Source organism: Runella sp. R5_40 (assembly GCF_057652295.1).
Genome location: NZ_JBYFCH010000001.1, coordinates 146,433 through 160,459, shown reverse-complemented (window position 1 = coordinate 160,459; position 14,027 = coordinate 146,433). Strand labels below are relative to the sequence as shown.

12 protein-coding genes are annotated in these 14,027 nt (G+C 42.1%); all 12 read left to right on the top strand.

Annotation, left to right across the window (positions count from 1 at the left end):
* Positions 1 to 17: 17 nt before the first annotated feature.
* Entirely contained in the window at positions 18 to 3,107 is a 3,090-nt protein-coding gene (locus tag AC23N5_RS00700) for a TAT-variant-translocated molybdopterin oxidoreductase (RefSeq protein ID WP_487754125.1), read from the top strand.
* A gap of 110 nt (positions 3,108 to 3,217) precedes the next feature.
* A complete protein-coding gene (gene nrfD / locus AC23N5_RS00695; RefSeq protein ID WP_122932272.1) occupies positions 3,218 to 4,645 on the top strand; it encodes an NrfD/PsrC family molybdoenzyme membrane anchor subunit in 1,428 nt (475 codons plus the stop codon).
* A 50-nt stretch (positions 4,646 to 4,695) separates the two neighbouring features.
* Entirely contained in the window at positions 4,696 to 5,223 is a 528-nt protein-coding gene (locus AC23N5_RS00690; RefSeq protein WP_122932271.1) for a DUF3341 domain-containing protein, read from the top strand.
* Between the two features lie 15 nt (positions 5,224 to 5,238).
* A complete protein-coding gene (locus tag AC23N5_RS00685) occupies positions 5,239 to 5,829 on the top strand; it encodes a c-type cytochrome (RefSeq protein ID WP_084332209.1) in 591 nt (196 codons plus the stop codon).
* A gap of 104 nt (positions 5,830 to 5,933) precedes the next feature.
* A complete protein-coding gene (locus AC23N5_RS00680) occupies positions 5,934 to 7,250 on the top strand; it encodes a quinol:cytochrome C oxidoreductase (RefSeq protein ID WP_183972067.1) in 1,317 nt (438 codons plus the stop codon).
* A 66-nt stretch (positions 7,251 to 7,316) separates the two neighbouring features.
* Positions 7,317 to 8,426: a cytochrome c oxidase subunit II gene (locus AC23N5_RS00675; RefSeq protein WP_183972066.1), complete on the top strand. Its 1,110-nt coding sequence runs from the start codon at positions 7,317 to 7,319 to the stop codon at positions 8,424 to 8,426.
* Between the two features lie 31 nt (positions 8,427 to 8,457).
* Positions 8,458 to 10,335, top strand: a complete 1,878-nt coding sequence (locus tag AC23N5_RS00670; RefSeq protein WP_028524171.1) for a cytochrome c oxidase subunit I — start codon at positions 8,458 to 8,460, stop codon at positions 10,333 to 10,335.
* Complete coding sequence (locus AC23N5_RS00665) at positions 10,313 to 11,335, top strand: COX15/CtaA family protein (RefSeq protein WP_487754124.1); 1,023 nt, start codon at positions 10,313 to 10,315, stop codon at positions 11,333 to 11,335. The genes AC23N5_RS00670 and AC23N5_RS00665 overlap by 23 nt, the downstream gene beginning before the upstream one ends.
* 2 nt (positions 11,336 to 11,337) lie before the next feature.
* Positions 11,338 to 12,213 carry a heme o synthase gene (gene cyoE, locus AC23N5_RS00660; protein WP_487754123.1) on the top strand — a complete coding sequence of 292 codons (876 nt, stop codon included), beginning with the start codon at positions 11,338 to 11,340 and terminating at the stop codon, positions 12,211 to 12,213.
* Between the two features lie 43 nt (positions 12,214 to 12,256).
* The gene (locus AC23N5_RS00655) at positions 12,257 to 12,841 is read left to right on the top strand and encodes a cytochrome c oxidase subunit 3 (RefSeq protein ID WP_183972063.1); all 585 of its coding nucleotides are present in this window, start codon (positions 12,257 to 12,259) and stop codon (positions 12,839 to 12,841) included.
* A gap of 42 nt (positions 12,842 to 12,883) precedes the next feature.
* Positions 12,884 to 13,645 carry a cytochrome c oxidase subunit 3 gene (locus AC23N5_RS00650; protein WP_183972062.1) on the top strand — a complete coding sequence of 254 codons (762 nt, stop codon included), beginning with the start codon at positions 12,884 to 12,886 and terminating at the stop codon, positions 13,643 to 13,645.
* Positions 13,646 to 13,710: 65 nt separating this feature from the next.
* A complete protein-coding gene (locus AC23N5_RS00645) occupies positions 13,711 to 14,025 on the top strand; it encodes a cytochrome C oxidase subunit IV family protein (protein ID WP_028524176.1) in 315 nt (104 codons plus the stop codon).
* Positions 14,026 to 14,027 lie beyond the last annotated feature (2 nt).

The window sequence follows — 14,027 nt, the reverse complement described above, 5'->3', positions numbered from 1 at the left end:
TCTACATTCATAAATATATGGAAAACCAAACGAAGAGGTATTGGAAAGGACTAGAGGAGCTTCGGAATGATGAGACTTTTGTAAAAAACGCCCATAACGAATTTGGTAGCTTTGAACCTACTAATTCCAGTGAAAACAAGAGCATCGTCGATGGTATTGGTTCAGACCGTCGCGATTTCTTGAAAGTGCTGGGATTTGGCGTTGCTGCCGTGTCGTTGGCTGCGTGTGAAGCTCCCATAAGAAAAGCTGTTCCTTATCTCAACAAGCCAGTAGATACCTTCCCGACTATCGCAGATTGGTACGCATCGACGTACGCTGAGGGCGGAGATTATGCTAGTATTCTAGTAAAAACTCGCGAAGGACGTCCAGTCAAAATTGAAGGGAACAAACAATCGAGTGTAAGCAGAGGAGGGGTTAGTGCTCGCGCACATGCCTCTTTGTTGGCGTTATACGATATTGAAAAATTGAAAGGCCCTAAAAAAGGGGATGCTGATGCTGACTGGGATGTAATTGACAAAGAAATCTCAGCTCAATTGGCAAAAGGCGGACAGATTCGTATCGTTTCTTCTACCATTTTAAGCCCTTCAACAAAAGCTGTTATCGGCGACTTTGCTGCAAAATATCCTACAACAAAACACATTTCTTACGATGTAAATTCAGCATCTGGCTTAATCAAAGCGAATGCTGAGTCTTTTGGCAAAGCAATATTGCCATCGTATGATTTTAGTAAAGCAAAAGTAATTGTAGGTTTAAGTTGCGACTTTTTAGGTACTTGGGTTGCTCCAGATGCGTTCTCAACCCAATATGCCAAAGGCCGTAAAATAAGCAGTGCAAAAGGCGGAAATAAATCAATGTCGCGTCACTTCCAGTTTGAGACAACATTGTCACTTACTGGTTCAAACGCTGACTATCGCACAGCCATCAAACCTTCACAAGAAGGTCTTGTAGCGTTGGCGTTATATAATAAGATTACTGGCAACGGAAGCGCTTCGTTAGGTGCTGAGGTTGACAAAATGCTTGATAAAGCAGCGAAAGAATTAAAAGCTGCTCAAGGGGCTTCGTTGGTCGTATCTGGCTCAAACGATGCGAGTGTTCAAGTTGTAGTAAATGCTATTAACCAAACACTTGGTTCGTATGGCGCTACGATTGATTTGGGCACACCAGCGTACTTCCGTCAAGGAGATGACGCTGCCATGAACACGTTGATTGATGAAGTAAAAGGTGGTTCAGTAAGCGCCGTGATTTTCTACGGTTGCAACCCTGTCTATGATCATCCACGTGGAGCTGAATTGAAAGAAGGACTTTCTAAAGTAGCGCTTTCGGTTTCATTTGCTGATCGTGCCGATGAAACATCTTCACTTTGCAAATACATTGCACCTGCTCCTCATTATTTAGAAAGCTGGGGTGATGCACAACCAGTTGCTGGATTCTACAGCTTACAGCAACCTGCCATTTCACTGATTTATAAAACGCGCCAAGCACAATCAAGCTTATTGAAATGGGCTGGTTTGAATCCTGACTTTTACGCTTATTTGCGTAACTACTGGAAAGCCAACGTAATTGGTGGGGCAGATTTTGAAAATGCTTGGACAAAAGCATTGCATGACGGTGTTTATGAAAAAGGAGCCGTAGCAGCTAGTGGTGCTGGAACAGTGGCAGGTGTAGAAGCCGCAGTCGCTGCAATCAACGGTGCCTACAAAGCAAATGCTTCTGGCCTTGAAGTGGTTCTTTATGAAAAGGTAGGAATGGGAACAGGTGCATTAGCCAACAACCCTTGGTTGCAAGAGTTCCCAGATCCAATCACAAAAGCTTGCTGGGATAACTACGCATGTGTTTCTCAAAAAACAGCAAAAGAACTAGGAATAGCGCAAGACGACGTTGTTAAGGTAGAAATAAAAGGTAAATCTGTTGAATTACCAGTCGTAATTCAGCCAGGTCAAGCCAACGGAACCGTCGCTATTGCGATTGGGTACGGTCGCGAGAAAGCTGGAAAAGCAGGTAATGGTGTAGGGGTAAATGTATATCCTCTGGCTCAACTGAAAGGCGGAGCTGTTAGCTTCAGTGCAGGTGAAGGTACCCTAACTAAAACTGGAAATACACACAAAGTTGCGCAAACACAGACTCACGACACCGTAATGGCGCGTAAGTCGGTGCTTCAAGAAGCTCGTCTTGCTGAGTATCAAAAAGATAGCAAAGCAGGTCGTTACTTCCCGCACGTTGTTACTTCAGAAGGGGTGAAAGCACCAGGAGAAATTTCATTGTGGAATGGTTATGAAAAACCAAACCATTCTTGGGGATTGGCGATTGACCTTAACTCATGTACAGGTTGTGGTGCGTGCGTAATTAGCTGCCAAGCAGAAAATAACGTTTCGGTAGTTGGCCGCCAAGAAGTAATCAACCGCCGTGAAATGCACTGGATTCGTATCGACCGCTATTACAGCAGCGATGCACCAGTGGATGATTTGAGTGGTTTGGAAGTTGCCTCTGAAAACCCAGAAGTAACATTCCAGCCGTTGATGTGTCAGCACTGTGGAAACGCTCCTTGTGAGACGGTTTGTCCAGTATTGGCCACAACCCACAGCACAGAAGGTTTGAACCAAATGGCTTATAACCGTTGTGTAGGTACACGTTATTGTGCAAACAACTGCCCATACAAAGTACGTCGCTTCAACTGGTTTAAGTACTTCGATAACGATAAATTCGATTATCACTTCAATAACGACCTTGGTAAAATGGTCATCAACCCAGACGTAACTGTACGTTCGCGCGGGGTTATTGAAAAATGCTCAATGTGTGTGCAACGTATCCAAGAAGGTAAGTTGAATGCGAAGAAAGAGCGTCGTCGCCCAATTGACGGAGAAATTGAAGTAGCATGTTCGCAATCATGCCCAACAGAAGCGATTGTGTTTGGTGATATGAATGATCCAAGCAGCCGTATCTCTAAGTTGTTGGCAGAAGAGAAAGAAGGACGTGCATTCCAAATGTTGGATGAAATCAACGTCAAACCGCAGATTTCTTACTTGACTAAGATTCGTAACAAAGATGTGGATACTTCTAAAGCTACGGCTCACGAAGGGCACCAACATGCTGAGCACGGAGGTCACTAATAAATCAAAGCCCCTGCTTTTCGGAGCAGTGGCTCTCGATAAAATAGTCGAGCTATTTTGTCAAAATACATAGAGAAAAATCAATAAAATAACTATTAACTCTTAAAAATATGCACGTTACTTCACCCGTAAGAACCCCTCTTGTAACAGGTGGCAAGACGTACGCTGACGTAACAGAGGATATCTGCAAGCAGGTGGAAGGTAAACCAACCAAAGAGTGGAAAATAGCATTTGCCATTTCTGTTGTGGTTTTACTGTATGGTACTTGCTGTCTCTTCTGGACTTGGTGGGAAGGTTTGGGCGTTTGGGGCCTTAATAAAACTGTAGGTTGGGCATGGGACATTACCAACTTCGTATGGTGGGTAGGTATCGGTCACGCTGGTACACTTATCTCCGCAATCTTGTTGTTGTTCCGTCAAAAATGGAGAACTTCTATCAACCGTGCTGCTGAAGCGATGACGATTTTCGCCGTTATTTGTGCGGCTTCGTTTATCTTGATGCACATGGGCCGTCCGTGGATGGCGCACTGGGCTTTGCCTTTGCCAAACACATTCGGATCATTGTGGGTTAACTTCAACTCTCCATTGGTTTGGGACGTATTCGCGATTTCAACGTATTTTTCAGTATCTTGTTTGTTCTGGTATGTAGGTCTTGTGCCTGATTTGGCTACTATCCGTGACCGCGCTCAAAACAAAGTATCTAAATTTATTTATGGTACATTGGCAATGGGCTGGAATGGTTCAGCCAAAACTTGGGCACGTTACGAGTACATCAGCTTAATCTTGGCTGGTTTGTCAACACCACTCGTACTTTCAGTACACACGATTGTATCCATGGACTTTGCAACCTCGGTTATTCCTGGTTGGCACACGACCATCTTCCCTCCTTACTTCGTAGCAGGTGCGATTTTCTCTGGTTTTGCCATGGTACAAAACTTGATGCTTATCGCTCGTGTCGTATATAAGTTGGAAGATTATATCACATTTGAGCACATCGAAATGATGAACAAAATCATCACGTTGACAGGTTCGATTGTGGGGGTAGCTTATTTGACTGAGTTCTTTATCGCTTGGTATTCAGGCGTTGAGTACGAAAGCTACGCATTTATCAACCGTGCTACGGGGCCATACTGGTGGGCATACTGGGCGATGATGACGTGTAACGTAATCTCTCCACAGCTTTTCTGGTCACGTTCCCTTCGTCGTAGTGTTAAATGGACGTTCTTCATTTCCGTTATTGTAAACATCGGTATGTGGTTTGAGCGTTTCGTAATTATTGTGACGTCACTTCACCGCGACTATATTCCGTCGAGCTGGGCAATGTTTTCACCAACAATGTTTGACATCGGTGACTATATCTTCTCATTTGGTTTGTTTGGCACTCTTTTCTTATTGTTCTCTAAGTATTTGCCAGTAATCAACATGGCAGAGGTGAAGGGTGTATTGCGGACAACTTCTGAGCAATTGCCCAAAAAAATCGCAGGCGTTTCTAAAGCAGACAGATTAGCTTCTCCTGCCTACAAAAAAGATGCAGAATAAGAGAGTAAGGGAAGTTAAAATTGAGTTTTCAAAAAATAATTGAGACAACAATGACGGACGCAAATAAGAAGTTTTTGGTAGGTGTTTATGACGATGATGACGTAGCACTCGCCGCAGTAAATAAAATTAAAAGCGCTGGGGTGAAAATCTACGAAGTGTATTCACCTTTTGCTATTCACGGAATGGACATAGCAATTGGCCACCCACGGACTCGTATCGGTATTGCGGCATTTTGCTTTGGTTTGACTGGGTTTTTATGCGCAATTACGTTGACTACTTGGACAATGGGAATCGATTGGCCGATGGTTATTGGTGGAAAGGATCCCCTTTCTTTTCCAAACTACATTCCAATTATGTTTGAGCTTACGGTACTTTTTACGGCTTTTGGTATGACAATTACCTTTTTCCTGTCAAATGGATTAGGGCCAACCGTTGAGCCACTTTTGTTTGACCCACGTTGTACTGACAATAAATTTGTGATGGCGATTGACCTAAGCAAAAACAAAATGTCAGAAGCTGAAATCGCTAGTTTGGTAAAAGCTTCAGGAGCAGAAGAGGTGAGTGTTAAACAGGTTTAATGTTTTTAAATGAAGATGAAAAAAATTAATACATTAATTGCTGGTACGTTTGCTGTCGTCGCTGCTTTGAGTTCTTGCCAACGTGGTCACGATGATGCAGGTTTAGAATATGCTCCTAACATGTACAACTCGGTTGGTTATGAGCCATATACCCAAATTGAGAAAAACCCTATCAATGCTGATGGTAAAAACATGCGTGAGCCTGTAGCAGGAACGGTATCTCGCCGTAACTACAAAACTCAATTTGACAGCTCAAGCGTGGACTTGATGATTTACCACATAGGTAAAGATGAGCTCGCTACTGCGGAAGCCGTTTTGAAAAACCCTGTTCCAAATACTGCAAAAACACTTGCAGAAGGAAAAGCACTATATGGAAGATATTGCCAACACTGCCATGGTGAAACAGGGGCAGGGGATGGCCCAGTAGCTGACATGTACAAAGGGGTACCTAATTACAAAGCAGATGCTTACCTCAATATGAATGATGGACATATTTTCCACGTAATTACGCACGGAAAAGGTCGCATGTGGGCACATGGTTCACAAGTGACTCCCGAAGAGCGTTGGAAAATTGCTCACTATATTCATAAATTACAGAAAGGCTAGTACTAAGTTACTGTAATAAACCGAAGCGGCAAACCGCTAATTACGAACAAGTTAGCGGTTCGCCGCTGCGATAACCAACAACAACTTAAAGATAAAGATTTATAATGGGCGCACATCATCACGAAGTTGTTTCTGTCGAAGAACAATTTGAATTTACCGCCGAATCAAAACGCAATTTGCTCATTGGGATGGGTATTGGCGCTGCGCTGGTATTGATCGGAGCATATATGTTATCTCAAGGTGGTGGACATGGGCACGAAGCTCATGGGGCTGCGGGTCATGCTGCTGAACATGCACACGACCATGCCGAACACGCTTACCACTGGTCACAACGTATCATTTCTAACCTTTGGGTAAATAGCGTCTATTTTGCTGGTATTTCTGTCATTGGCTTATTCTTCTTAGCTTATAATAACCTTGCTCAGGCGGGTTGGTCGGCCGTATTTAGAAGAATCCCAGAGGCAATGCCTGCATTTTTGCCAGTACCAGCTATTATTATTTTGGTGCTTGCTGTAGGCTTTGGAGATAAATTATTCCACTGGATGCACGAAGGTATTATGGATCCCAATAGTCCACACTACGATGCCATCATCGCAGGTAAAAAAGGATTTTTGAACAAGCCATTTTATTTCATTCGTCTCGTATTGTATTTCGGTTTGTGGTATGGCTTGTGGAAAGTATTGAGAAATTTGTCGCTTCAAGAAGACGAAATTGGTGGAACTGAGAATTACGAAAAAGCCATCAAATTCGGAACGGCATTTTTGTTAGTTTTTGGCGTAACTTCATCTACTTCAGCTTGGGATTTTGTGATGGCAATCGATACTCACTGGTTCTCAACCATGTTTGGATGGTACACACTCGCTAGTTGGCACGTAGCAGGTTTGGCAACAATGACGCTTACCATTGTTATGTTGAAAGAGCGTGGCTATTTGAAAGCAGTAAACGAAAGCCACCTACACGACTTAGGTAAATTCTGTTTTGCCTTCTCAATTTTCTGGACATACGTTTGGTTTGCGCAGTTCTTGCTTATCTACTATGCTAACCTTCCAGAAGAAGCTATCTACTACCGTGAGCGTTTTAGTGGTTATGGTGGTATTTTTAAAGCACCATTTTTCATCAATCTTTTCTTAAACTTTGTTACCCCTTTCCTAGTTTTAATGACAAGGGATTCGAAGCGTACGCCATTGATTTTGAAAATCGCTTGTTGGTCAATCCTTGTAGGTCACTACTTCGATTTTTATACCAACATCATGCCAGGTACGGTAGGCGAACATGCTGGTTTTGGGCCTGTTGAGTTTGGCTTTATTTTATTGTTTGCTTGTGCGTTTATTTGGTCAGTTTCAACTCAGTTGACGAAAGGCAATCTAATCCCTCGCAACCATCCAATGTTAGAGGAGTCTCTTCACCATGATGTTGCGTAATTTGTAGAAATTGATTTTGTCGTAACTAGCAAAATCTCTAAATCAATATAAAACGACACAATAACAATGATTTATTTAGTTGGATTACTACTGGTTGTGCTGCTTGGAATTGCAATAGCCGTAGCAGCAAAATTGCAAAAGGTAATGGGTAGTACTCAATCAGAAAGTGATGCTCCTGTACCAAACAACAAAGTCAATGCCGCACTTTGGATGGTGTTTTTGGTTGCAGGTTCAGTAGCAATGGTATGGTCTTACCTCGCATCGAGAGATGCTTTTTTGCCAGAAGCGTCTTCCCCACATGGTCGGGAAACAGATAGCCAATTTTGGCTTGATATGGGTTTGTTAACGATTGCGTTCTTTATCGTAAACTTTTTGCTTTTCTTCTTCTCTTGGAAATATCAGTACAAAAAAGGCTATAAAGCTACTTTTTACCCTGAAAACCACAAGTTGGAGTTGATTTGGACTGCGATTCCTGCCGTAATCATGGCATCATTGGTATTTTTAGGATTCCGTTCATGGACTAAAATTATGGCCGATGCTCCAGCTGATTCTCAGGTGGTCGAAATTATGGGAAAACAGTTTGGTTGGATTGTTCGTTATGGAGGTGTTCAGGACAATAAGCTTGGAGCCTATAACTACAAGTTAATCACTTCAGATAACGAAATGGGCGTTGATTATTCAGACGAAGCATCAATGGACGACTTTATCAATCCAAGTGAAATGCACGTGGAAGTAGGTAAGCCTGTCTTGTTGAAAATCCGTGCTCGTGACGTTTTGCACAGTGTGTATATTCCTCACATGCGTGTTAAAATGGATGCAGTTCCTGGTATGCCAACAAAATTTTGGTTTATTCCAGATAAGTCAACGGAGCAAATGCGTGCAGAATTAAACAATCCTAATTTCGATTACGAAGTTGCATGTACAGAGGTATGTGGACGTGGTCACTTTGCAATGCGCTTGCGCCTGATTGTTGAAGACAAGGCTTCTGCTGATGCTTGGAAACAACAACAAAAACCTTTGCTATCGACTATTTTGGAGGCAAACCCTAAGTTTATCTCTAAAATCCCTGAAAAATTGCGTGCAAAGGCAATGAATTATGCTCCTTACGTAGAAGAAGCTGATAGTACCACTGCTTCTACAGGTTCGGCTGCGGCTGCAAGTGCATCGATGCGTTAATAGAAATTATAACTTTAAAATCTAAATAAAAATGTCAGTAGTAGAGGCTAACTTGGGACATGATGTCCACTCTCACGATGAACATGAGCACCACGAGTTAAACTTCTGGCGCCAATATATCTTCTCTGAAGATCACAAAGTGATAGCCAAACAGTACATGATAACTGGTATTTTTTGGGCTATCATTGGAGCTGCGATGTCGGTTATCTTCCGTTTGCAACTAGGGTTTCCTGGCGCAGACTTGAGCTGGCTAAAGCCATTTCTAGGTGATTGGATTACTGAAACAGGCGCATTAGACCCTAACTTTTACCTTGCCCTTGTAACCATGCATGGTACCATCATGGTATTCTTTGTATTGACGGCAGGTTTGAGTGGAACTTTCAGTAACTTCTTGATTCCATTGCAAGTTGGAGCTCGTGATATGGCATCAGGGTTCTTGAACATGCTTTCGTTTTGGTTGTTCTTTGTTTCAGGTTTATTGATGTTTATCTCTATCTTCCTTGAAACAGGGCCAGCAGCAGGTGGTTGGGTAATTTACCCGCCATTAAGTGCATTACCACAAGCCCACATGGGTTCTGAAATGGGGATGACGCTTTGGTTGTCAAGTATGGCGATTTTTATCATGTCTTCGTTGTTAGGAAGTTTGAACTACGTTACAACCGTAATCAACCTTCGTACACGTGGTATGACTTTCACTCGTCTTCCATTGACAATTTGGGCGTTCTTAATCACGGCCGTATTGGGAATTATCTCTTTCCCTGTATTGCTTTCAGCAGCTTTGTTGTTGATTTTTGACCGTCACTTCGGAACAAGTTTCTACTTGTCAGAAATTTATATCAACGGTGAAGCTTTGCCAAACGTTGGTGGTAGCCCAATCTTGTTCCAACACTTGTTCTGGTTCTTAGGACACCCAGAAGTATATATCGTATTGTTGCCAGCCCTTGGTATCACGTCAGAAGTAATTGCAACAAATGCCCGTAAGCCAATCTTTGGTTACCGTGCGATGATTGCCTCTATCATGGCGATTGCATTCCTTGCCTTTATCGTATGGGCGCACCACATGTTCGTAACAGGTATGAATCCATTCTTGGGCTCAATCTTTATGTTCTTGACGTTGATTATTGCGGTTCCATCGGCGGTAAAAGCGTTTAACTACATCACAACTTTGTGGCGTGGAAACATCGTCTTTACGCCAGGTATGTTGTTCTCAATCGGTCTGGTATCGTTGTTCGTATCAGGTGGTTTGACGGGTATCATTCTTGGAAACTCGGCATTGGATATTCAATTGCACGATACTTATTTTGTAGTAGCTCACTTCCACATTGTAATGGGTGCTGCTTCTGCCTTTGGGTTCTTCGCGGGTATTTACCACTGGTATCCAAAAATGTTTGGCCGTATGCTTAACAGTACACTTGGTCAAATTCACTTCTGGCTTACTTTTGCTGGGGTATATTTGGTATTTATGCCAATGCACTACATCGGTATTGCAGGTTTCCCACGTCGTTATTACCAATTCACAAGCTTTGACTTTGGTAAGTCGTTCACTGATTTGAACATGTTTGTTTCGATAGCTGCCATCTTTACTTTCTTTGCTCAGTTTATATTCCTTTGGAATTTCTTCTACAGCATGTTTAAAGGTAAAGTAGCACCTCAAAACCCTTGGAATTCAAATACTTTGGAGTGGACAACACCAGTAAACGTAGGTCACGGAAACTGGGTAGGAGAAATTCCTGCGGTATATCGTTGGCCATACGATTATAGCAAGCCAGGATCTGACGTTGATTTTATTCCTCAAAATATTCCTCACTCTCAAACGCTCGAATCTAACTTCCCGCATGAGAATGAGTATATAGCGCAGGAAAAAGAAATTGAGGCTCAAAATTATAATGACCAGTTTGCGTCACACTAATTCTGATACAAATAATCGCTTATTTCAGAAGCTAGCACTTCTAACAGTAGTTGTCGTTTATGTTTTGATAATAATCGGCGGGATTGTTAGAAGTACTGGCTCTGGGATGGGTTGCCCCGATTGGCCAAAATGTTTTGGCTCTTGGGTTCCTCCAACGGAAGTTTCTGAACTACCTGCCAACTACCAAGAAATTTTTGGTGCCAAATTAAAAGGAGAGGTAGAATTTAATGTAGTTAAGACGTGGACAGAATACCTTAATCGGCTTTTTGGGGTATTTACCGGGCTCTTAATTTTTGCTACTCTTCTCGCTTCTATTCCTTTTTTTAAACGCGACCGACCTATTTTTTACATGAGCTTACTGGCATTTTTGCTAGTAGGGTTTCAAGGTTGGTTGGGTGCAAAAGTGGTATCTTCGGAGCTTGCGCCCGTTATGGTCACTTTGCACATGTTGCTGGCGATTGTCATCGTATTTGTACTGATTTATACCATGGCAAGGTCGTACGTTGGGGATGTGCAACTCGCTGAAATCAAAAAGAAAACGTTCATAAATAAGTGGCTTATTTGGACGTTGATTTTATCACTTGTACAGGTCTTACTAGGAACACAAGTGAGAGAGGTAATGGATGTGGCGATAAAAGAACTTGGAGAAGCTGGCAGAAATCAGTGGATAGAGCATTTGGGCGTGAAATTTTACATTCACCGATCTTACTCCATTTTGCTTTTTGGGTTGCACGTAGGTTTACTTTATTGGCTACGAAAAGCGGTCTCTCAAAGCGGTATCATTTATAAGTTGACGCTGGCGTTGTTGGTGATGGTTATCATTGAAATAGCTACTGGGATTATCATGGCATATTGGTCAGTCCCTGCATTTGCGCAACCTCTTCACTTGACACTCGCTACAATTGCACTGGGATTACAGTTTGTTCTTTTGTTGTTAATTAATGCCGAAGTAGTCTTCAACAAAAGACAATTATTCACTACTGAAAATATTAACGCCTAACAATGACATTGGCAATCAATTTATTTTTTGAAAAAGTACGCAGCTATTTGGAGTTGATGAAACTTCGCTTGGCGTGGTTAGTGGCTTTTTCGGGGGCGTTTGGATATAGCCTAGCGGTCGAAAAAGTAAACTGGCCTAGCCTATTACTTTTTATTTTGGCGGCTTTTTCAATCACTGGTGCGGCAAATATCATCAACCAAATCATTGAGAAAGATTTGGATAAATTGATGAAAAGAACCCAAAATCGACCACTTCCTAGTGGCCGTGTTTCGGTGAATGAAGCTACTATGTTTGCCTTAGTCTTATTCGCTTTTGCGACGTTCATATTTTTGACAGAGTTCAATGTAAGAGCGTGTGCTTTGGCCATCCTTTCCACGATTTTATACGGCTTTGTTTACACACCTCTCAAACGCGTGGGGACGATAGCAGTTTTCGTAGGAGCCATTCCTGGGGCATTTCCGCCAATGATTGGCTGGGTAGCTGCCACAAATCAGTTTGGACTAGAACCAGGCATTTTGTTCGCGATTCAATTTTTCTGGCAATTCCCACACTTCTGGGCCATTGCTTGGGTGTTGGATGAAGATTACAAAAAAGCAGGCTTTAATCTTTTACCTTCAAAAGGAGGAAAAGACCTAAATACGGCGATTCAAATGATGATTTATACCTTATTTCTCTTGCCAGTAGGGTGGTTGCCGTACGAGCTTGGAATGACAGGAATTAACTCAGCGCTGGTCGCTATGCTGTTTGGCGTGTTGTTTTTGGCTCAAACGTTTCATTTGATGCGGAAGTGCTCAGACAAAACAGCCCTACAGCTTATGTTTGGCTCATTTGCGTATTTGCCCATTGTACAAATCGCTTATTTGTTGGATAAGGCTTAGTTGTTGAAAACTAAGTTAATGACTTAAAATAATTTTTAAAACTATGGCAAAGGTTGAAAAACTAAGGATAGAGGAAGCGCCAGAAACCTTGTCGATGGATCCCAAGAAGTTTATCTTGTGGGGTTTTATCGTAACAATTATCATGCTTTTTGCCTCGCAGACAAGTGCCTATTTGGTGCGTAGAGCAGAAGGAAACTGGGTTGAATTTGAGGTTCCTCAAATTTTTTGGACAAGTTCTGTTGTCTTGATTATTAGCAGTATTGCCATGCACTGGGCATATTTAGCTGCAAAAAAAGACAATTTCAATACGCTCAAAATCGCAATTTCTATTACTTTTGTGCTTGGACTGGCGTTTTTGTGGATGCAAGTAGAAGGATGGAAAGACCTAGTGGCCCAAAACATTTATTTTGTTGGTAACCCCTCAGGTTCGTTCTTTTACGTTTTTACGCTTCTTCACGGCGTTCACTTGGTAACAGGTCTGATTGTGTTGTGTGTTACTTTTATCTCAGCAATGCGCCTAAAAGTTCACGCAAAAAACTTGAGAAGAATCGAGATTTGTACCACATATTGGCATTTTCTTGATATTCTTTGGCTTTATTTATTTGCATTTCTTTTGTATTTCCGTTGATTAAACATTTTACTTAAAACCTGAATTTTTAATAGAATAACGATGGCTGCTACTGCACAACCGAATGTGAAAAATGTATGGCTAGGTGGAGTTGAGCCCATGAAGGCTAGCTACGGGAAGTTGATGATGTGGTTCTTTTTAGTATCAGATACATTTACTTTCTCGGCCTTGTTGGTTTCTTATGGCTTAGTTCGCTTCAGTTATCCTGCCTATGCGGGTAAGGTCGCTGATTTTGTATCATCACCTGCCTATTGGCCAATTCCTGAAAAGGTATTTGATGCCCTGCCATTTATGCACGGCCTTCATGCCCCACTCGTTTTTGTAGGGATTATGACCTTCATTTTGATTCTTAGCTCGGTTACAATGGTACTTGCAGTAGAAGCAGGTCACCGTATGGATCGCGCTGCGGTTGAAAAATATATGTTGTGGACAATCCTCGGTGGCGCTACTTTCTTGGGTTGCCAAGCATGGGAGTGGACGCACTTTATCCACGGTACAGACAATGGCACTGTGATCAAAGAATTGGTGGATGGCTCATGGGTGTCTAAAACAGTTTTTGGCGCTAACTTGACCCAAAACCAATACGGCCCTCCAGCGTTTGCTGATTTGTTTTTCTTCATTACAGGATTCCACGGTACACACGTATTCTCAGGAGTAGTGCTTAATTACTTGATTTTCTACAGAACCTCAACTGGTTTTTATGATCGCCGTGGGTCGTATGAAATGGTAGAAAAAGTAGGTCTTTACTGGCACTTTGTTGACTTGGTGTGGGTATTCGTATTTACATTCTTTTACTTGGTATAAAATGCTGTTGGGAAGGCTTTATTTCCTACTACCTAATTTCTAATCTCCTTTAATTAAGAAAAAATATGGCACACGTTCACGAACACGACGAAAACGCTGGCGCAGAACAACGCAAAGCAATTTGGCGTACATTTTGGATCTTACTTATCCTTACGGCTTTAGAGTTCTTGATTGCATTCACATTGACCGCAGGTACGCTTAAAACAGCTATCTTCGTTGGAATGACGATTGTAAAGGCGTTCTATATCGTAGGTGAATTTATGCACCTTAAACACGAAGTAAAGTCGTTGATTTGGGCAACTTTACTTCCTTGTATTTTCGTCGTTTGGTTGCTAATAGCATTAATGACAGAAGGCGGTTCTATTTTTGATTTGAGATAGTA